This window comes from Streptomyces sp. NPDC058579 (assembly GCF_042718575.1).
GTDB lineage: Bacteria > Actinomycetota > Actinomycetes > Streptomycetales > Streptomycetaceae > Streptomyces.
In genome coordinates, this window is sequence record NZ_JBHXPI010000013.1 from 18,936 (window position 1) to 39,635 (window position 20,700).

At 74.0% G+C, this 20,700-nt stretch carries 14 protein-coding genes; 6 read left to right on the forward strand and 8 right to left on the reverse strand.

Going from position 1 to position 20,700, the window contains the following annotated elements:
• Positions 1-69: 69 nt before the first annotated feature.
• The 3 genes from ACFWRO_RS17650 to ACFWRO_RS17660 all read left to right on the forward strand — a co-directional run bounded on the left by ACFWRO_RS17650 (position 70) and on the right by ACFWRO_RS17660 (position 4,218).
• Positions 70-1,485: a GNAT family N-acetyltransferase gene (locus ACFWRO_RS17650; RefSeq protein WP_384510958.1), complete on the forward strand. Its 1,416-nt coding sequence runs from the start codon at positions 70-72 to the stop codon at positions 1,483-1,485.
• A 475-nt stretch (positions 1,486-1,960) separates the two neighbouring features.
• On the forward strand, positions 1,961-3,667 hold the full coding sequence (locus ACFWRO_RS17655) for a DUF885 domain-containing protein (RefSeq protein ID WP_384510961.1): 1,707 nt from the start codon (positions 1,961-1,963) through the stop codon (positions 3,665-3,667).
• Positions 3,668-3,762: 95 nt separating this feature from the next.
• On the forward strand, positions 3,763-4,218 hold the full coding sequence (locus tag ACFWRO_RS17660; RefSeq protein ID WP_384510963.1) for an Lrp/AsnC family transcriptional regulator: 456 nt from the start codon (positions 3,763-3,765) through the stop codon (positions 4,216-4,218).
• A gap of 71 nt (positions 4,219-4,289) precedes the next feature.
• On the opposite strand, the gene ACFWRO_RS17665 is transcribed toward ACFWRO_RS17660, so the two are convergent.
• The 5 genes from ACFWRO_RS17665 to ACFWRO_RS17685 all read right to left on the reverse strand — a co-directional run bounded on the left by ACFWRO_RS17665 (position 4,290) and on the right by ACFWRO_RS17685 (position 11,448).
• Positions 4,290-5,027, reverse strand: a complete 738-nt coding sequence (locus ACFWRO_RS17665; RefSeq protein WP_384510965.1) for a hypothetical protein — start codon at positions 5,025-5,027, stop codon at positions 4,290-4,292.
• 41 nt (positions 5,028-5,068) lie between these two features.
• Positions 5,069-8,071 carry an AAA family ATPase gene (locus ACFWRO_RS17670; RefSeq protein ID WP_384510967.1) on the reverse strand — a complete coding sequence of 1,001 codons (3,003 nt, stop codon included), beginning with the start codon at positions 8,069-8,071 and terminating at the stop codon, positions 5,069-5,071.
• Positions 8,068-9,246, reverse strand: coding sequence for an exonuclease SbcCD subunit D (locus tag ACFWRO_RS17675; protein WP_384510969.1), 1,179 nt, complete (start codon positions 9,244-9,246; stop codon positions 8,068-8,070). Before ACFWRO_RS17675 ends, ACFWRO_RS17670 begins: the two co-directional genes overlap by 4 nt.
• Positions 9,247-9,384: 138 nt before the next feature.
• Entirely contained in the window at positions 9,385-10,011 is a 627-nt protein-coding gene (locus ACFWRO_RS17680; protein WP_384510972.1) for a YigZ family protein, read from the reverse strand.
• Positions 10,012-10,020: 9 nt separating this feature from the next.
• Entirely contained in the window at positions 10,021-11,448 is a 1,428-nt protein-coding gene (locus ACFWRO_RS17685) for a PucR family transcriptional regulator (protein ID WP_384510975.1), read from the reverse strand.
• A 173-nt stretch (positions 11,449-11,621) separates the two neighbouring features.
• On the opposite strand from ACFWRO_RS17685, the gene ACFWRO_RS17690 reads away from it, so the two are divergent.
• Together ACFWRO_RS17690 and ACFWRO_RS17695 are read left to right on the forward strand one after the other, a co-directional pair.
• The gene (locus ACFWRO_RS17690) at positions 11,622-13,124 is read left to right on the forward strand and encodes a long-chain fatty acid--CoA ligase (RefSeq protein WP_384510977.1); all 1,503 of its coding nucleotides are present in this window, start codon (positions 11,622-11,624) and stop codon (positions 13,122-13,124) included.
• 3 nt (positions 13,125-13,127) lie between these two features.
• Positions 13,128-14,630: a carboxylesterase/lipase family protein gene (locus ACFWRO_RS17695; RefSeq protein WP_384510979.1), complete on the forward strand. Its 1,503-nt coding sequence runs from the start codon at positions 13,128-13,130 to the stop codon at positions 14,628-14,630.
• 11 nt (positions 14,631-14,641) lie between these two features.
• On the opposite strand, the gene ACFWRO_RS17700 is transcribed toward ACFWRO_RS17695, so the two are convergent.
• The 3 genes from ACFWRO_RS17700 to ACFWRO_RS17710 form a co-directional block, all read right to left on the reverse strand.
• Positions 14,642-15,757 carry an AI-2E family transporter gene (locus ACFWRO_RS17700; RefSeq protein WP_384510982.1) on the reverse strand — a complete coding sequence of 372 codons (1,116 nt, stop codon included), beginning with the start codon at positions 15,755-15,757 and terminating at the stop codon, positions 14,642-14,644.
• 141 nt (positions 15,758-15,898) lie between these two features.
• Positions 15,899-16,969, reverse strand: coding sequence for a C40 family peptidase (locus tag ACFWRO_RS17705; protein ID WP_384510984.1), 1,071 nt, complete (start codon positions 16,967-16,969; stop codon positions 15,899-15,901).
• 49 nt (positions 16,970-17,018) lie between these two features.
• Entirely contained in the window at positions 17,019-18,122 is a 1,104-nt protein-coding gene (locus ACFWRO_RS17710) for a hypothetical protein (protein ID WP_384510987.1), read from the reverse strand.
• Positions 18,123-18,442: 320 nt separating this feature from the next.
• Here ACFWRO_RS17710 and ACFWRO_RS17715 point away from each other — a divergent pair, with 320 nt between their 5' ends.
• Positions 18,443-20,698 (forward strand): BTAD domain-containing putative transcriptional regulator, encoded by a 2,256-nt coding sequence (locus tag ACFWRO_RS17715; protein ID WP_384510990.1) that lies wholly within the window; start codon positions 18,443-18,445, stop codon positions 20,696-20,698.
• The last annotated feature ends 2 nt before the right edge of the window (positions 20,699-20,700 follow it).

Genomic DNA, 20,700 nt, shown 5'->3' on the forward strand with positions numbered 1-20,700 from the left:
GATCAGCGCTTAACCCGTCAGTCACAAAGCGTTCGTGATCACGCAACACCACTGGGTCACAGTGAGGTCATGACCGATGTGACGTCCGCGAAGACCGCCCGCCGCCCCCACCACTGGCGGCGGGACCTGATCGAGCTCGCCGCCCTCTTCACGGCCGTGGTGGTGGCCGACACGATCGCCAAGACTGTTGTCCGCGGCGCCGACGGCCCGTACATGCTCGTCTTCTCCGCGATCGCGCTGATCGCCACGGCGACCTTCCACACCTGGTGGGCCAGGCGCCACAGCCATGCTCCGCCCGCCGGTGATCCCGGCGGCAGCGGGTCCGCCCCGCTGCCGCCGGCCACCGACACCTCGACGGAAGGAGACGGAGACACGTCCGGCGGGGCCGGCGAGACGGCCCTCTGGCGGATGCGGACCACGGTCCGCGACGCCCCGGGCAGCCTCGCCGCGCTGTGCACGGCGCTGGCCCGCCACCGGGTCGACATCCTGACCCTCCAGACCCACCCGCTCGCCAAGGGCACCGTCGACGAGTTCCTGCTGCGTGCCCCCGCCGCCCTACAAGTGGGCGAGCTGACCCGGGAGATCGCCGCGGCCGGCGGCCGGAACACCTGGATCGAGCGCGCCGACGCCCACGACCTGGTGGACACCCCCACCCGGCTGCTCGGCCTCGCCACCCGGACCGCCCTCGACGCGGCCGAACTCCCGCTCGCCCTGCGCCAGCTCCTCGGCCGCTGCCGGATCCACTCCCTCCCCGCCGTCTCCCTGACCGGCCGCCCCACCGGCGAGACCGCTCCCGTCGAGGGCGTCCTTGAGGAGACGGTGATGAGGCTGCGCGACCCGAACGGCGGCGTGCTCACCATCGAGCGACCCCATCTGCCGTTCACCCCGACCGAGTTCGCCCGCGCCCGGGCGCTCGTCGAGCTCGACGCCCGCCTCGGCCCGCGTATCCCGCGCAGCCAGGACGTCCTCACCCTCCCCGAGGGCAACGAGATCACCGTCCGCCGCGCCGACCAGCGCGACCTCGCGGCCGCGCGCGCCATGCACGACCGCTGCTCCGCCCGGACGCTCGCCCTGCGCTACCACGGCCCGGTCGGAGACGCCGACCGCTACCTCGACCACCTCCTCAGCCCCCGCTTCGGCCGCACCCTCGCCGTGCAGACGACCTCCGGCCGGCTGGTCGCCCTCGGCCATCTCCTCTGGGACGGCGACGAGACGGAGGTCGCCCTGATGGTCGAGGACGACTGGCAGCGCCGGGGCATCGGCGCCGAACTCCTCGGCCGGCTGGTCGCGATGGCCGTCGAGGCGGGCTGCGCCAGCGTCTACGCCGTGACACAGTCGTCCAACACCGGCATGGTGGCCGCGATGCGCGCCCTGAACCTCCCCCTCGACTACCAGATCGAAGAAGGCACCCTGGTCATCACCGCCCGCCTCGCCACGAAGCCGGCCCCCGCGGCGCTCCGCCGCCTGCAGCTCGGCGAGCGCTGAGGCGGCCTGAGGACCGAGGTGAAGCGGACGCGAAGCGTACGGGCGACAGGTGGGGAACGGGAGCACGAAGGGCGGACGTCGGCCGGACCACGGCCAGAAGTTGGCCGAATCCTTCGTACCCCCGCCCGGCCAGTCCGCCCCTTCCCCGCCTCCCGGGCAACGGCGCCCGGGAGGCCGCCCGCCAACCCACCCCCGAGGTGGGCGTGGCGCCACGAGCCCCCTGGGGAACCGCCTCCGACGGGATCCGGCCAAACTCGGCCTGGGGCTTGATGCTCGACCGCCGGTCATGCGGTACCCGTACCGGCGCGAACTGTTCGGCCCGTCCATCGAGCACATGCGCGAAGTGACCCGCGTAGACCCCGCGCGGACCCTCTCTCCGGGGGCGCGCGGGCCCTCCTTCCGCGCGCTCATTTGTCAGCCTCATGAGATCGATTGAGGATGACGCGAGGACCGCGGAGGCACGAGGATGACCCCCATGCCAGAGACTTCCAGCAGCCCGCTGCCCCGCCAGGTCGCCGACAGCTTCGTCGACGCAATCATCGAACTCGACCCGATCACCGGTACATACCTGGGAGTCGAAGCGAGCGCAGGCCTCCTTCCCGACTTCTCGCCGGCCGGTCAGGAGGCGGTGGCCGAACTCGCCCGCCGCACCCTCGCGCGGCTCGAGGAGGCCGAGCGGCTTCCGGGCGCGGACACCGACGCCGAACGGCGCTGTGCGCGGCTGCTGCGGGAGCGTCTGACGGCCGAACTCGCCGTCCACGACGCCGACGAGGGCCTCTGCGCGGTCGGCAACATGCGCTCTCCGGCGCACAGCGTGCGGATGGTGTTCACGGTGGCGCCGACGGAGACCGAGGCGGACTGGGAGGCCGTCGCGAAGCGGCTGCGCGCGGTTCCGGCGGCGCTCGACGGCTACCGCGAGGCCCTCGCGCTCGGCCTCGAGCGCAAGCTCCTGGGCGGGCCCCGGGCGACCACCACCTTCGTCGGCCAGCTGACGGAGTGGGCGGGCGGGGACGACGCCGAGGCCCGGGGCTGGTTCGAGGAGTTCGCGGCCACGGGTCCTGAGTCCCTCCGCCCCGAGCTGCGTACGGAGCTGGCCTCGGCGGCCCGGGGGGCGACGGATGCGGTCGTCGCGCTGCGGGACTGGATGCGCGACGTGTACTCGCCCGCCGTCGCGGGCGCGCCCGACACGGTGGGCCGCGAGCGGTACCGGCGCTGGTCGCGCTATTTCAACGGCACCGACCTGGACCTCGACCAGGCGTACGCGTACGGCTGGTCCGAGTACCACCGTCTCCTCGGCGAGATGCGCACCGAGGCCGACCGCATCCTGCCCGGCTCCGGCCCGTGGGAGGCGCTCGCCCACCTCGACGTCCACGGCACCCACATCGAGGGGGTCGAGGAGGTACGGGTCTGGCTGCAGGACCTGATGGACGAAGCGATCGAGGCACTGGACGGCACCCACTTCGAACTCGCCGAGCGGGTACGGAAGGTGGAGTCGCACATCGCCCCGCCGGGCGGCGCCGCCGCCCCGTACTACACGGGCCCGTCGGAGGACTTCTCCCGGCCGGGCCGCACCTGGCTGCCGGTCGACGGCCAGACCCGGTTCCCGGTGTACGACCTGGTGTCGACCTGGTACCACGAGGGTGTGCCGGGCCACCACCTGCAGATCGCCCAGTGGGTGCACGTCGCCGACCAGCTCTCCCGCTACCAGGCGACGATCGGCGGGGTCAGCGCCAACGCGGAGGGCTGGGCGCTCTACGCGGAGCGGCTGATGGACGAGCTGGGCTTCCTGCCCGACGCCGAGCGGCGCCTCGGCTACCTGGACGCGCAGATGATGCGGGCCTGCCGGGTGATCGTCGACATCGGCATGCACCTGCGTCTGGAGATCCCGGCCGACTCGCCGTTCCACCCGGGCGAGCAGTGGACCCCCGAGCTGGCCCAGGAGTTCTTCCAGCGGCACAGCAGCCGGCCGCCGGCCTTCGTCGAGAGCGAGATGACCCGCTATCTCTCGATGCCGGGGCAGGCGATCGGCTACAAGCTGGGCGAGCGGGCCTGGCTGCTCGGCCGCGAGAACGCGCGGGCCGCGCACGGTGACGCCTTCGACGCGAAGGCCTGGCACATGGCGGCGCTCTCGCAGGGCCCGCTGGGTCTCGACGACCTCGTGGAGGAGATCTCGCGGCTCTGACCAGCCGGGATCTCCCGCCAGTCGCGCGTTCCGGACGGTGAGAACTCCCCGGGGATCGCTTGATCGCCCGGGGATTCCCCTGCACCATCACGGTCATGACCGCCTTGACCGGATACACCCCGGACGCCACCGACTGGCGCATTCTCGACGCCCTGCAGAGCCAGGGCCGGGCCAGCTTCACCGAACTGGCCCGCGCCGTGTCCATGTCGGCCTCCGCCGTGACGGAGCGGGTCCGCCGGCTTGAGGAGGCCGGGGTGATCACGGGCTACGCGGCCGTCGTCGACCCCGAGCGGCTCGGCCTTCCGATCCTCGCCTTCGTCCGGCTGCGCTACCCGAACGGCAACTACAAGCCGTTCCACGATCTGATCGCCTCGACCCCGGAGGTCCTGGAGGCGCACCACGTGACCGGCGACGACTGCTTCGTACTGAAGGTCACCGCGCGGTCCATGAAGCACCTGGAGGAGATCTCCGGCAAGGTAGGCACGCTGGGTTCGGTGACGACGAGCGTGGTGTACTCCTCGCCGCTCCCGCGGCGGGCGATCGGCCGCTGATCCGCCTCCCGTATCGCAGGCTTGTCCCGGCAGAAACGGTCCGTCAGAAGCGATCCGTCAGCATTGGTCCGTCAGAAGCGGTCCGTGCCGAACGCGTTCCGCGCGGCCGACACCAGCTCCCGGCGCGCCAGGTGGTGATCGTCCTTCCGCGACTCCCTGTCGTGGGCGGCCTCGTCCCACTGCTGTCGCGTCCTGCTCAGCAGGAAGGCCGCCTGCTCGCCGCCGAATCCGGGCAGGCCGTCGAGGGCAAGCCCCGCGTCCACGTACTCCGGAGACGAATCCCGCTGTGCGCGGGCTATGCCCTCACCCGCCGCCCACAGTCTCTCGACCGCCTCCCGCGCCCCGACCGCCGCCACGTCCCCCTGCTCCGCCCGCCTGCGCAGCTCCTTCAGGGCCCGGTGGGCGGGGGCGGCCCGCTGGGCCGTCCAGTACGTGCGCCCCACGGCCTTGCGTAGTTCGTCGATGGGAGCGAGGAGCGCCGCAGGCGCGGCCAGTTCGGCCTCGGCGTGGGCGAGCGTGAACGCGTGCCAGCGCCGCCGGACCTCCGGCACGGAGTCCGTGGTGTAGAGCTCGTCGGCAGCCTCCATGCACTCGCTCGCGGCGCGCAGATAGGCGGCGAGGAGCGACCAGCGGCGGTCGAAGAGCGCCTGCTGGTGTGCGGCCTCCGCCGATATCTGGGCGGCTTGCTGGGCGGCCTTGGCCTGGGCCTGGCCGCCGCGTGCCTGGACCCAGCCGCCGAGCACCGTGCCAAGGGCCGTGCCGCCCACGGCGACGGACCCGATGACGGCCGACGTGACACTCGCGTCCATGGGACGCCCCCCTGATCCGAGTTGTCGATGGAACCGGCGCGTCAGGCGCCCGTCCCCTTCTGTCGTACGGCTGATCCCGTCCGCTCCTTGACGACCTCCAGCTGGGCGGGGATGCGGCGGCGCAGGTCGGCGACGTGGCTGACGATGCCGACGCTGCGGTCGCGTTCCCGGAGGGAGTCGAGGACGTCGAGGACCTCGTCCAGGGTCTGGTCGTCGAGGCTGCCGAAGCCCTCGTCGATGAAGAGGGTGTCGAGGCGGACTCCGCCTGCCTCGTCGGTGACGACGTCGGCGAGGCCGAGGGCGAGGGACAGGGAGGCGAAGAAGGTCTCGCCTCCGGAGAGGGTGGCGGTGTCCCGCTCGTTGCCCGTCCAGGCGTCGACGACGTGCAGGCCGAGGCCGGCCCGCTTGCCGCCGGAGCGGGCGTCGGAGTGGACGAGGGTGTAGCGGCCGGAGGACATCCGCTGGAGCCGGGCCGTCGCCGCGGCCGCGACCTGTTCGAGGCGGGCGGCCAGGACGTAGGACTCCAGGCGCATCCTGCGTTCGTTCTCCGCGGAGGTGCCCGCGGTCAGTCCGGCGAGCCGGGCGACCCGGTCGTACTCCGCGCGCAGCGGTCCGAGGCGGCGGGCCTCGGTGTCGGCCTGCCGGGAGAGGCGGGTCAGTTCGGAGTCGCGCTCGCGGACGGCGGCGAGGGCAGAGGTGGCCTCGCGCAGGGCGCGTTCGGCGGCGGTGTGCGCCGTCTCGGCGACCTCCGGGGCGGCGGGCGGGTGTTCGGCGGCGGCCCGGGTCTCCGGCTCGGCGAGCCGGTCGGCGACCGCCGCGGCCTCCGCCTGCCAGGCGTCGAGCCGGTGCTGGAGCGTGCGGTGTTCGCCGTCCTGGAGGAGGGCTGCGGCGGCCTCGTCGGGGGTGTCGAACCCGGCGCGGAACGCGGTGTCGGCGAGCTTGCCGTCGGCCTCCTTGAGACGTCGGGCGGTCAGCTCCACGGAGCGTACGGTCTCGGCGGCCTCGATCAGGACGGCGATGTTCCGCTCAAGCCGTGAGGCCTGCTCGGCGACGCTCGCGGACGCGCCGCGCCCCCGGGCCACTTCGGCGTCCAGGGCGGTCTGCTCCCGGTCGAGCGCCTCCCGCTGCGAGGTCCGCGCGGCGACGCGCCGCTCGGCGTCCCGCTGCGCCGCCACCCGGCTCTCGTACTCGCGCTCGGCCCGCGCGAGGTTCTCCCGCGCGCCGTGTGTCTGGGCGGCGAGCGCGTGCGCCTCGGCGTGTCGGAGTGTCAGCTCGTCGACCTCGGCGGCGAGTTCGCCCGCCGAGGGCTCGGGGCCGGAACCCTCGCGGACCTCCTCCCGGGCCGCCGCCCATGCCTCGGCGGTGGCGGCCGTGTCGCGCTCCGCCGCCGTGCGGTCCTCCTCCGCGCGCGTGAAGGCGGCGTACGCGGCGTCCTCGGTGGCCCGGTCGACGTGGTCGGCGCCCGTGCGGGCCGGGGCCGGATGGTCGGCGGAGCCGCACACCTGGCAGGGGTCGCCGGGGGTGAGGGCGGCGGCCAGTTCGGCGGCGATGCCCTGGAGGCGGCGGGACTTGACGTCGAGCCAGCTCTCGTGGGCTTCGTTGCGCCGCTCCCGGGCGGCCGTCAGGCGGGACTCGGCGCCGGCCGTCCGCTCGGCGAGCGCGTCCCTGCGCCGGGCGGCGTCCAGCCGGCGGCGGGCCGGTTCGAGCCGCCCGGCGAGCTGTTCGGTGCGGGCCGCGGCCTCCTGGGCGGCTTCGATACGGGACGCGAGCTCAGCCCGGCGGGGCTCCCAGCCGCTGAGCCAGCCGCCCGCGTCCTGGAGGATGTCGTCGTCCGCGCGGGCCTGCCGGTCGAGGTCCGCGCGCTCCCGCGCGATCTCGGCCGCGCGCCGCTCCGCGCGGCGCGCGGACTCGAGTCCGCCCAGCTCCTCGGTCAGCCGTCGCTCCCGGGCGGACAACTGCTCCGCGCCCTCGTCGGCCAGTTCGGGGGGCAGGAGGCCGAGGCTCTGCTCCCGGGCCGTCCGCGCCGCCGCGTGGTCGCGCTCCGCGTCGGCGCGCAGGCCGAGGGACGGGGCCACGAGGTCGGCCTTGCGCGAGCGGTCGAGCAGCGCCTGGAGGCGGTCCCGCTCGGGCCTGCCGGACTCCAGCGCCTCCTGGCGGCGCACGGTCTCCGCGTACCGCGCCTGACGGGCCGCCAGGTCCCGTTCCAGGTCGAGGGTCCTGCGGGCGGCGGCCTGCCGGGACTCGGCGGCCGAGACGGCCGCGTCGGCGATGTCGAGGGCCTCGCGCGCCTCGGAGCGGGCGACGGCCGCCTGGGTCAGGACGGCCTGGGCGAGGCCGGGCTCGCCCGGCCGCTCGTCGACGACCGCGCCGCCGGTGACCTGCGACGTCCGGTGGGCGAGCGCGAGCAGCCGCTCGTCCCCCTCCCGTACCCGCAGCTCGGCGGCGCGCCGCAGATCGGCCAGGCGCTCCTCGACGGCCGCGAACCGGCGGGTGCCGAAGAGCCGGCCGAGCAGCTTGCCGCGGGCTTCCGCGTCCGCCCGCAGGAAGCGCGCGAAGTCGCCCTGCGGCAGGAGCACGACCTGGCAGAACTGCTCCCGGCTCATGCCGACGAGCTGGGTGATCTCCTCGCCGATCTCCTGGTGGGAGCGGCTGAGCGCGGCCCATTCACCCGTACCGGAGTCGTACTCGCGCAGCCAGCTCTGGGCCTTCTCGGTGGTGAAGCCGCCGCCCCGCTTCTTGGGGCGCGGCTGTGCGGGCCGCCGGGTGATCTCCAACCGCCGCTCCCCGACGGTCAGTTCGAGCAGGACCTCGGTGTACGTGCCGGCCGTGGCGTGGTCGCTGCGGAGCGAGGTCCCGGGCGACTGCCGGGCGCCGGGCACGGCTCCGTACAGCGCGTAGCAGACGGCGTCGAGGACGGAGGTCTTGCCCGCGCCCGTGGGGCCGTGGAGCAGGAAGAGGCCCGCGTCGGAGAGCGCGTCGAAGTCGACCTCCTGGGTGGCGCCGAAGGGGCCGAAGGCGGTGACGGAGAGGCGGTGGAGTCTCACCGGGCGCCCACCTCGCGCTCCGTGGCCGCCGCGTCCACCCGTACGTCGTCGAAGGCGCCGTACAGCACGGTCCGTTCGGTGTCGTCGGGTCCGGCGCCGCCGCGCACATGGGCCACGAAGTCCTCCGCGATCTGCTGGTCGCTGCGGTCGCGCAGCCGCTCCGCGTACGAGGCGGAGGGGTCGTCCTCGGCGCGCTCGGGGTCGAAGACCAGGTGCAGGGTGTGCGGGAAGCGCTCGGCGAGCCGGACCATGGGCTCGGAGGGCCGCACCGGGTCGGTGAGCGTCGCCTCGACCCACGCCTCCTCGTGCCGTACGAGCGCGGGGTCGGCCAGCAGGTCGTCGAGCCGGCCGCGGATGCGGGCGAGGGCGCGGGGCGCGGGGCAGTCGATCCGCTCGGCCGCCTCGATCGCGCCGTCGGGACCGAGGTCGATCAGCCACATGGTCTTGCGGTGGTGGACCTCGGAGAAGGAGTACGCGAGGGGCGAGCCGGAGTAGCGGACGCGCGGGGTGACGGTCTGGCTGCCGTGCAGATGGCCGAGGGCCACGTAGTCGACGCCGTCGAACACCCCGGCGGGCACGGCGGAGACACCGCCGACGGTGATGTCCCGCTCGCTGTCGCTCGGTTCGCCGCCCGCGACGAAGGCGTGCGCGAGGACGACCGAGCGGGTGCCGGCGGGCCGGGCGGCGAGGTCGGCGCGGACCTGGTCCATGGCGGCGGAGAGCACGGACTCGTGCCCGGCCTTGGCGGCGCCGAGCCGCTCGCGCACGAGGGCCGGTTCCAGATACGGAAGGCCGTAGAGCGCGACGTCGCCGTGGGCGTCGGCGAGCACGACGGGCGTGCCGATGCCGGCCGGGTCCGTACGGAGGTGGACGCCGGCCCGCTCGATGAGACCTGCGCCGACGCCGAGGCGGCGGGCCGAGTCGTGGTTGCCGGAGATCATGACCGTCGGCACTCCGGCCTCGGCGAGCCGGTGCAGGGCGGTGTCGAAGAGCTCGACGGCGGAGAGCGGCGGCACGGCCCGGTCGTAGACATCCCCGGCGACCAGGACCGCGTCCACGTCACGCTCGCGCACCGTGGCCACGAGGTGGTCCAGGAACGCGGACTGGGCGTCGAGCAGGCTCACCCGGTGGAACGACCGTCCCAGGTGCCAGTCCGACGTGTGCAGGAATCTCATGATCCAGGAGCGTATCGGTGGGGTCGGACAACGGCCGTGGCTTCGGGAAATCCCGAGGATTCCGGGGATTCCGGGGATTCGGGAAATCGGAGGGGTTCCGGGACTTCGGGAAATCTGGGGGATTCCGGGAGCTTCCGCTCACGCATCGCCGTACGCCTCGCCGCCCAGTTCCAGGGTCGCGGTGCCGGCCGTCGCGTCGGCGAGCCAGGCCCGGAAGGAGTCGACGTCGGCGTCCGGAAGCCCGATCTCCAGGGCGACGGCCTCGCCGTACCGCACGTCGCGCACGTTCCGGCCGGTCGCCCGCAGGTCGTTCTCCAGCTTGCCCGCGCGCTGGTGGTCGACGGTCACCGTGGCGAGGCGGTAGCGCTGCCGCGTGAGGGTGCCGAGCGCGTCCAGGGCCTCGCCGACCACGCCGCCGTACGCCCGGATCAGTCCGCCCGCGCCGAGCTTCACGCCGCCGTAGTAGCGGGTGACGACGGCGGCGACGTACCGCACCTCGCGCCGCAGGAGCATCTGGAGCATGGGGACGCCGGCCGTGCCGCCGGGTTCGCCGTCGTCGCTCGCCTTCTGGACGGAGGCGTCGGCGCCGATGACGTACGCGAAGCAGTTGTGGCTGGCGGTCGGGTGCTCCTTGCGGACGCGTGCGACGAAGTCCTGCGCCTCCTGCTCGGTCGCCACCGGCGCGAGGGCGCAGATGAAGCGCGAGCGGTTGATCTCGGTCTCGTGCACGCCCTCGCGGGCGATCGTGCGGTACTGCTCCTGCATCCCGCCACCCTATGCGCCCGGGAACGCGCCCCTGTCCCCCGCCGTCCGCTCCTGCTCGTCGCCGAGGTCCGCGAGCGGCAGGGCCCGCAGGGCGAGGGCCCAGCCGAGGCGGGTCTCGCCCGATTCACTGGAGCGCCCTGTGAGCTCCGCGATACGGCTGATGCGGTTGAGGACCGTGTTGCGGTGGCAGTAGAGGCGCTCGGCGGCGCGGGCGGCGGCGCAGCCGCAGTCCAGCCAGACCCTGAGGGTCTCCAGGAGGGCGGCGCGCTCGCCGGTGGTGGCGAGGACCGGTCCGAGGTGGACGGCGACGATCCGGTCCATGATGTCGCCCCGCCCGCTGAGCAGCACCTCGGTGAGCCGGTCGTCGAACGCGGCGGCCTCGCCGCTGCCGACGGGGAGGGTACGGAGGGTCTGTTCGGCCAGCCGGAGCGCGCGGCCGGCCTGGGCGAGCCGGTCGAACTCAGGGGAGACCCCGGCGGTGGTCCCGGTCTGCCTGCGGAGCAGGTCGAGCAGGCCGCGCGGGGCGTCGGCGCCGCGCGGCAGCCGGACGATCCCGGCGTAGCGGCCGGCGCGGGGGCGCCAGAAGGACCACAGTCCCGCGGCCTCCAGGACCGGCGCCGGGTGGGGCGGTGCGGCCGGGTTCTGGGCGGCGACCACGACGACGTACCGGTCGCTCAGGGGGACGCCGAGGGCGGCGGATGCGGCCGCGGCGACGGCCGGGTCGTCGGCACGGCCGTCGAGCAGCGCCTCGAAGAGGGCGACGCGGCGAGTGTCCTGGCGGCTCCGCAACTCCAGCTGGGTGAGCCGGTAGGCGTCGGCCATGGCGACCGAGTAGCGGTCGATGGTCTCCCAGAGGGCGCCGGCGACGTCGAGTTCGGTGTCCCTGGTGTCGGTGTCCCGGCCGGGACGGGCGCGCAGGTACTCCGCCATGACCTGCCAGAGCACCCTGCCGCCCCGGCGGTAGGCGCGCAGGACGGTGTCGAGCGGCACGTTCTGCTCGGCGCGGCGACGGCCGGTCTCGCGGGCGGCCTGCTCGAAGTCGACGGCGGTGGGGGCGAGACCGCCGAAGTCCTGGAGGGCCCGCAGCAGGTTGTCCCGGCAGATCTCCCACAGGTCCTCGCGGGTGACCGGGGTACCGGAGGCGTACGTACCGGAGTGGGCGCGGATGTCGTCGACGGCACGGTCGGTGAGCCGGGCCAGGTCGCCGATGAGGGAGGTGGCGAGGGTGCGGCGCAGGGTCGCGCCGGCGCTGGCACCGGCGCCTGTGGCGGGGGCCATGGCGGGCGCGGGGGGCGCGCCGGGCATGGGGGGCGCACCCGGGCGGCCGGGGCCCGCGCCGGTGACATGGCCGGTGCCGGTGCCAGTGCCGGTGCCGTGGCCAGTGCCCGTGCCGGTCCGCGGGCCGCGGCCGGGCGTCGCCGCCGGAGTGAGGGTCATGGGCGCACCGTAACGCCGCCGTTTGGCGGATGCCACGTGTCGGACACCTCGGAAAGGCCGCTGCCCACTGCGCGACGGCACATGGTGGGCAGACGCACATGGTGCCGGACCCGTGCCAGGAACGATTCTGTGCCGTGTCGGGCCCGTCAACGCAGCGTTTCCTGGAGCGTGCCATGTCACTGAGCGTCGCCAACGTCCTGGGCGAGTCCGCCCGCCAGTTCCCTGACCGGATCGCGGTCGTCGAGGGGGCGGTCCGGCTGACCTACCGGGAGCTGTGGCACGACGCCCTGCGCTGCGCCGCCGGGCTGCGGGCCTCGGGGGTGAGGCCGGGCGACCGGGTGGCCGTGCTGCTGCCGAACACGACGGAGTTCCTGCGGGTGTACTACGGCGCCCTTGCCGCCGGGGCCACGGTCGTCCCGGTCCACGCCCTGCTGGTCGCCGAGGAGGTGCGGTACGTCCTGGAGCACAGCGGCGCGGTCGCGCTCGTGAGCGGCGGCCCCCTGTGGGCGGTGGCCGAGGAGGCGGCCCGGAGCGCCGGGGTGCGCGCGCTCCAGGGTGCGCCGATGGCGGCCGAGCCGCTGCGGGCCGCCGAGCCGGCCGCGCCCGGCGACACGGCGGTCATCCTTTACACCAGCGGGACGACGGGCCGCCCGAAGGGCGCCCGCCTCACCCATCTCAACATCGTCCTCAACGCCTCCGTCACCTCGCAGGACCTGCTGGGCATGGGCGCGGAGGACGTCGTCCTCGGCTGTCTGCCGCTCTTCCACAGCTACGGGCAGACCTGCGCGATGAACGGGACGCTCCGGGCCGGCGCGACGCTCGTCCTGATGCCCCGGTTCAGCGGCCCGGCGGCGCTCGCGGCCCTGGCCGACGAGGGCGTCACCGTCTTCATGGGCGTACCGACGATGTACCACGCGCTGGTGGAGGCGGCGGCCTCCGACGCCCGGCGGCCCGTGGCCCTGCGGGCGGCCGTATCGGGCGGCGCGGCGCTGCCGGTCGCCGTCCTCGAACGGTTCGAGGAGACGTTCTCGACGCAGGTCCTGGAGGGGTACGGCCTCACCGAGACCTCTCCGGTCGCCACCTTCAACCAGCCGCACATCGGGACGCGGCCCGGCACCGTGGGGCACCCGGTGTGGGGCGTCGAGGTCGGGGTCGCGGACGCGGCCGTCGAGGAACGGATCGAGCTGCTCGCGGACGGCGAGATCGGCGAGGTCGTGGTGCGCGGGCACAACGTCTTCGCGGGGTACCTCGACGATCCGGAGGCGACGGCCGCGGCGGTGGTGGACGGCTGGTTCCGCACCGGGGACCTTGGTGTCCGCGACGGCGAGGGCTTCCTGAGCATCGTGGACCGGAAGAAGGACCTGGTGATCCGGGGCGGCTTCAACATCTACCCGCGCGAGGTCGAGGAGGTCCTGGTCCGGCACCCGGCGGTCTCGGAGGTCGCGGTGATCGGCGTCCCCGACGAGGCGAAGGGCGAGGAGGTCTGCGCCGTCGTCGTCCTGCGCCCGGGGGCCGGGGGCGTCGATGCGGCGGAGCTGGTGGAGTGGTCGAAGGAGCGCCTGGGCCGGCACAAGTACCCGCGGCTCGTACGGTTCGTGGACGCGATGCCACTCGGCCCGACGGGCAAGGTCCTCAAGCGGGCCCTGGTCGCGGCGGGTTCGGGAAGGGAGGGCTGACCCATGCCCGAGGTTCGTGAGCCGCTGGTGTCGGTGTCCACGCGGGGTGGGGAGCTGCGGGGGTTCCTGGTCGAGGGGGCAGCCCCCGGCCCCGTCGCCGCCTTCCTGGGTGTGCCGTACGCACAGGCGCCCGTGGGGCCGCTGCGGTTCCGTGCTCCCGAGCCCGTCGAGGCGTGGAACGGAGTGCGGGACGCCCTCGGCTTCGGGGCGACGGCGCCCAAGCGCCCGTACGCGGCCCCGCTCGACGCGCTGCTCCCGGACCCGGACGTGGCGGGGCGGAACTGTCTCAACCTCAACGTCTGGGCGCCGTGGCCGCCACCGCCCCCGGGCGAGCCGGGAACCACCGGCCGGCCCGTCATGGTGTGGATCCACGGCGGTTCCCTGGTCCACGGCTCGTCGGCCGTCCCCGTCTACGACGGGGAGGCGTTCGCCCGCGACGGTGTCGTGCTCGTCTCCCTCAACTACCGGCTCGGCATCGAGGGGTTCGGGGTCTTCCCCGACGCCCCGGCCAACCTGGGGCTTCGCGATCAGCTGGCCGCGCTGACCTGGGTACGGGAGAACATCGCGGCCTTCGGCGGCGACCCGGAGCGGGTCACCGTCTTCGGCGAGTCGGCCGGCGCGATCTCCCTCGCGGCACTGCTCGCCTCGCCGCTCGCCAAGGGCCTGTTCCACCGGGCCGTGCTCCAGAGCGGGGCGCCGATGGCGCTGCCGCTCGACCGGGCCCGCCGGACGACGGAGGCGATCGCCGCGCACCTGGGCGTCGCGGCGACGGCCCGGGCGCTGTCCGCCGTACCGGCGGAGCGGCTGCTCGACGCGCAGACCGAGGTGACGGGGAAGGGGTCGCCGCTGACCGGCGGGCACTCCTTCCAGATCGCCGTGGACGGCGAGGTCCTGCCCCGCGATCCGTTCGAGGCGCTGCGCGAGGGCGCGTCGGCGGACGTGGACCTGCTGATGGGCACGAACACGGAGGAGTACCGCCTCTGGTTCGTGCCGAGCGGGCTCACCGAGCGCATCGGCCGACTGGCGCTGCGCGCGGCGGCCTGGAAGACCAAGGTGCCGGCGCGGACCGTACGGACGTACCGGACGCGCCGCCCCGGGGAGAAGCCGGGCGAGCTGCTGGGCGCGCTCGCCACGGACAAGCTGCTGCGGGTGCCGCAGAACCGGCTGGCGGACGCGCGGGCGGCGGGCCCGGGCGCCACGTACGTCTACGAGTTCGGCTGGCGCTCCCCGGTCCTCGGTCTGGGCGCCTGCCACGCCCTGGAGATCGGCTTCGTCTTCGACACCCTCGACCGGCCCGGGACGGAGGCCCTGACCGGTCCTGACGCGCCGCGGCCGCTCGCCGACGCGATGCACTCCGCGTGGGTGCGGTTCGCGGCGACGGGCGATCCGGGCTGGCGGCCATGGGACGGGTCACGGCCGGTGATGACCTTCGGCCGCCCCGGCGACGACGGACCGACGGTGGTCGAGTCGCCGCGCGAGGAGGAGCTGCGGGCCTGGGGGGTCTGAAGGGCGTACGACTACGACGCGACGGGGGCGTCGAGGAGCACGCCCTCGGTCTCCGGCTCCTGCGGCGGTTCGCTGAGCTGTTCGCGCAGGTAATTCCAGACGACCGCGATCAGCGCGGCGATCGGTACGGCGAGGAGGCTGCCGACGATGCCGGCGAGGCTGCCGCCCAGGGTCACCGCCAGCAGGATCACCGCGGCGTGGAGGCCGAGCCCGCGGCTCTGGATCATGGGCTGGAAGACGTTCCCCTCCAGCTGCTGCACCACGACGATGATGGCGAGGACGATCAGCGCGTCCGTCGGACCGTTGGAGACCAGCGCGATGAGCACGGCGACCAGGCCGGCGAACAGGGCTCCCACGATGGGCACGAAGGCCGACACGAAGGTCAGCACCGCCAGCGGGAGCACCAGGGGTACTCCGAGGATCCACAGGCCGATGCCGATGAAGACGGCGTCGAGCAGTCCGACGAACGCCTGCGACCGCACGAACGCGCCCAGGGTCTCCCAGCCGCGCGCGGCCACGACGGGGACGTCGGTGGCGAGGCGGCCGGGGAGCTGACGGGTCAGCCACGGCAGGAACCGCGGGCCGTCCTTGAGGAAGAAGAACATGAGGAAGAGCGCGAGGACGGCGGTGACGACCCCGTTGAACACGGTGCCCACGCCCGTACCGACGGCGCTGACCAGGCTGCCGACGCTGTTCTGGACGCGGTCGACCGCCGTGTCGAAGGCGCCGGAGATCTGCTCGTCGCCGATGTTCAGCGGCGGTCCCGCCGCCCACTCACGCAGCTTCTGGATGCCTTCCACCACTCCGTCGGCGAGCTCCCCCGACTGGGAGGAGACCGGCACCGCGATCAGCGCCACGATGCCGGCGGCGACGAGGAGGAAGAGCACAGTGACGGCCGAGGCCGCCAGAGCGGGGGGCCAACCCCACCGGCGGAGGTGTCGGGCGAGGGGCCAGGTCAGTGTGGTGAGGAGAAGGGCCACGATGAGGGGCCAGACGACCGACCACATCCGGCCGAGCAGCCACAGGGCGACCGCGGCCATGACGAGGACGACGAGCAACTCGGCGGATACGCGGGCGGATCGCCGGAGCGCGGCGGCGGCCTTCGTGGAACTCAGCGTGGCAGGCATGGGATAACCCTATGACCTGTCACCGTGGGCGAACTCAGCCCCCTCAGCCGGCGTCGGCCGCCGTAGGAGGAAGCTCTCCGACAGAGTTCACGGCGGCGCCGGACACGGCGCCGCCGTTCCTTGTCCTGCGTGGCCGGGGCGTCAGCCGACGCGGCCGTACAGGTTGGGGTTGTAGGAACTGAAGGAGGAGACCCGGACGTTCCTGCCGGGGCGCGGCGCCTCCAGGTACTTGCCGTCGCCGAGGTAGATGGCGACGTGGTGGACGCCGGAGACCGAACCGCCGTCCGTCCAGAACACCAGGTCCCCTCGGCGCAGTTGACCGCGGGTGATGGGTGTGGAGGCGCGGTACTGGTCGACCGCGACGCGCGGCAGGGTGATGCCCGCCTTGCGGTAGGCCTCCTGCACGAGGCCCGAGCAGTCCCAGCCGTTGGGGCCTTCGCCGCCCCAGACGTACGGTTCGCCCAGCTGGGCCTCGGCGAAGGCGATGACCCTCTCGAGGCCGCGGGGCGGTGCGACCCTCCGGGGGCCGGCGGTGTCCTTCTTGCGCTTGTCCGTGGCGCCGTTCGCGGTGCCGTTCGCGGTGCCGTTCGTGGCGCCGTTCGCGGTGCCGTTCGCGGTGCCGTTCGCGGTGCCGTTCGCGGTGCCGTTCGCGGTGCCGGCGGCGCGGTTGGTCGGCTTTGGCGTCGCGGGAGCGTCCGTGGAGCCGCGTGTGGCGGTGGACCTGGTCGGGGTGTGGCGTTGCTCGAACTTCGAGCGGTGGCTCGTCCATCGCCACCGGCCGGTCTCGTCCCGGTACCAGTACACCCGGTCCACCGGATCCCACCCGGAACGCCCTCGGAACACCGGCTCCCCGCGCCCCGCCGACGACGCGTCCCCGGCGCGAGCCAGGGCCGGGGCCTGGGTCCGTGCCTGGTACTTCGCATGATGTCGAGTCCAACGCCACCAACCGGTCTCGTCCTTGTACCAGTAGCGCGTACCGTCCCATCCGGCCCGCGCGGGAGCCTGTTCCGCCTGGGCGTTGGCCGCGCCGACGCCGGTCAGGACCGCGGCGCCGACGGCGACCGCCGCGGCGCGCGCGGCCCAGCCTCGGGCACCGGGAACGGAGGGTGCGGCGGGTGCGGCAGGTGCGGGCGTGCCGCCCTGGCGCTCCAGGTGCCTGCGGAGTCGTGCCGCGCGGAAGCTCAGCACCACCTGCGCCAGCCTGTCGTCCATGGTCATCTTCATCACTCTTTCCCGTAGGTCGGTGGATCGAAGGGGACGCTCAGAGGTTGAGGAGGAGCACAGCGGAGTCCGGTGAGCGCGCGGGCCGCACGCTCAACACCCGTACGCTGCTTCGCAGTTCGACACGATCCTGTACGTCGGCCAGGGCGCCGGGCCGGCGGCCGGGCACCAGCCGTCGTAGCTCCAGGAGCCGCGGGGCGAGCCGGACGATCTCCGGTGCGCTGCGGATGCGGTGCCACTGGTGGTGGGCGCGGTCGACGCAGGCCTCGACCTCTGCCGCGTCGCAGCCCTCGCCCCGGTCCAGGCGCGCCTCGGCCACGGTCAGCCAGTCCGCGCAGCTGCGTACGGGGTCCGCCGCCAAGTGGGCGAGTTCGGCACGTACTTCCATCCAGAGGACGGTCTCGGGCGTAAGGCTGCCATCGACGTCGAGCGTGCGGGCGTGCGCGACGGCCGCGGCCTCCGAGGCCTGTTCATGGCGGCCCTCGCGGGCGGCGTCGAGGATGGCGTCGAGCGAGTCGAGTCCGTATGCGACCGGGGCGGCCGGGGCGTCATCGGCCGGTGCGTCATCGACCGGGGCTTCCGCCCGCTCCTCGACCGTCGCTTCTCCACGCGGCGCCGGCCCGCCGGACACCGCCAACACGCCCTCCTCCCCCGCGCAGGCCAGGGCCAGCCGATGCAGCTCCGCGGGCTCCGGACGGCCTCTCCTGCCCCACAGCGTCAGGCACGCGTTGAGGTAGTCCGGAGTCGCGGTGCGCCCGCGCTGCGGCGGACCCGTCACCCGGCCGTACAGGCCCACGTCCTGGCCGAGCGACAGTGGAGACCGCTGAACATGCCGCCAGGCCAGGGGGTCGGCGACGAGGTCGACCAGCGCCGTCACGGTTCCCGCCGCCCCCTCGACGGCGGCGGCCAGCTTCCGCCACGGCACGGCGGTGTGCCGGACCGTGCGCGGCGTGGAGAGGGCAAGGGCCAGATACGGTTCCTGGGTCTTGCGGTCCAGGTGCAACTGCCCCGCGAGGACGAGCGTGAGCGGGCCCGCCGACTGTGCGGCGGCGCGGACCCGGTCGAGTACCAGGCGGGGTTCCACCGGATCGAACATCTCGATGACGGTGGCCTCCCGCGTGCCGGTCAGCTCGCTGGGAGACACCGCGGCACACACCCGGGAGACCGGGGCCACATCCATCAGCCGCCACCGGCCGACCGGCGCCGCCGCGAGTAACAGCACCGATCCACGCCCACCCACTGCCGTACCCGTACCCGTACTCGCACTCGTGCCCATCCCCACCACCCCCTCCTCCTGCTGCCTCACACCACACCTCTACGGGCTTCGATCACCCCGGGTTCACGCGCGGCCGAGAAGTACGGGGCGTTCCTCGTCGCCACAGACGCGAACCCGACCCGCGAACCGTCCGTAGTAGGTCGCGAAACGACGTCTGGACTCCACGGCTCCTATTGATCGGGGAAGACGTGCAAAGCGCCGCAATACGCTTCGGGCTTCTGGGACCTGTCGAGGCCTGGTCGGGTGATACGCCCGTCGACCTGGGCCCGCGCAAACGCCGGGTCCTGCTGGCCCGGCTGCTCCTCGACAGCGGGCGCCCGGTGTCGGTGGACCGCCTGTGCCGGGACCTGTGGCCCGCCGACCGCCGGCCCGCGGGCGCGGTCTCGACCGTGCACGCCCACATCAGCCGGCTCCGTACCGCGCTCGAACCGCGGCGCGCCGCGGGAGAACGGGCCACGCTCCTCGTCCGCGAGTCCTCCGGCTACACCCTGCGCGCGCCCCTGGAGACGCTGGACACCGCGGTGTTCGAGAGCCGCCTCGTGGAGGCGACCGACCTCTTCCGCGGCGGGCGGGCGGCGCCCGCGCACCGGGCGGTCGACGAGGCGCTACGGCTCTGGCGCGGCCCCGCGCTTCACGAAGCGGCCGAGCACGTCTTCGCCGCGCCCGAGGTCAACCGCCTCCAGTCGCTGCGGCAGACCGCCCAGGAGCTGAAGGTCGCCGTGCTCCTGGAACTGGGTGAGGCGGCGACCGCGGCCACCTTGGCCGAGGCGCTCACGGTCTCCGCTCCGCTGCGCGAGGCCTCGTGGGCGCTGCTGCTGAAGTCCCTGTACGCCGCGGGCCGTTCGGCCGAGGCCCTCCAGCAGTACGAGCGGTTCCGGGTGTCGCTGGCGGACGAACTCGGGGTCGACCCCGGGCCCGCGCTGCGCGACCTCCATCTGGCGCTCCTCAACGAGGACTCCGACGCGATTCTGCCCAAGCGGACCAGCGGGCCCGTCATCGACGTCACGGCGCCCGACCCGCAGCTCTGCGCCGCGCCCGACGGCCGCCTGCCGATGGTGGGGCGTCGGCACGAGCTGGAGCTACTGCAGCGGTCGATCGCCCGGGCGGCCGCCGGTGGAGTGCGCTGGGCCGTGGTGACCGGGCCGCCCGGCTCGGGCAAGACGCGCCTGTTGGACGAGGTGGCGCAGCACGCGGCGCGGCGGGGGTTCACCATCGCCCGCCTGCGCTGCTGCGGGAGTGTGGACGACCGCCGTAGCAGCGCCGTCTTCGGACCGGCGGCACGGCTGCTCGCGCAACTCGGCGGCGAGGCCGATGCCTCCCTGCCCGCTCGGGCCGGTGAGGAGTGGTCCGAGGAGTCGGCGCTGACGACGGTGCTCCAGAAGCTCCGTGACGGGACCACGCTGTGCCTGATCGACGAACTCGACACCTTCTGTCCCGCCTGCCGCCACCTGTTGCGTCATCTCTCCGTCCTGCTGCGCGATGAGCGGGTGGCGCTGGTGTGCGCCCTCGCCGACGTGGACGAGGCGGAGACGGCCGCACTCCTCGCCGGTCTCCCCCGCGACCATGCGATCCGCCTGCCGTTGCCTCCCTTGACCCCCGAGGATGTGGCCGGCCTGCTGAGTGACGCGTACGTCGGCGGCGTCGAGGACGTCGCGGAGCACGCACGGGCCCTGTGCGAGAGAAGTGACGGCAATCCCTTCATGTTGACCGAATTGCTGCACCTTCCGCCGGACGCCCGCGTGGGTTCGGCCACCCGTGTACCCGCGGCGGTCGCGAGCGTCGTCCAGGCCCGCCTCGACACTCTGCCGCCACAGGTGCGCACGCTGGTCGAGCATGCGGCCGTGAGTGGTGAGCGGGTGGACGTCGACCTGCTGGTCGAGGTGATGGGTCTGTCCCGACAGGACGTGCTCAAACTCATCGACAAGGCCGTGCGCTCGCACCTGATGTGCTGGGAGGAACCGGCCGAGGCGCCCCGGCGTCCGGACACCGCCGCCGGCGGCGGCACGGCTGGTCTTGGCCACTACCGGTTCCACGGCGTGCTCCGCGACGCGGTGCTCTCCTCCCTCACCTTCGTATCCCGTCAGCTGCTCCACGCGTCCATGGCCACCGCCCTCGGCGTCCTGCCGGGCCGCCACCCCGCCGAGATCGCGAGCCACATGCTTCAGGCGGGCCCCACGGTCTCCAGCGAGGAACTCGCGCCGGCCTGCCTCCAGGCCGGCTTCGGCTGCGCGCAGGAGGACCGGACCGAGAGCACGTGGTGGTTCCGGATCGCTGCGGACCTCGCGGGCGACCGGAATCCCCATGTCCGCCGGGAGGCCCTGCGCGGTCTGCGGACCGTACAGCGCCAGGCGACGGAAGCGCCGTCGGGCCGTCCCGGCCCGGAGCGCTCCCTCCACGCTCCGCTGCGCGGTGCTGTCGTCATGCCACATCGGACCTGCGCGTAGTC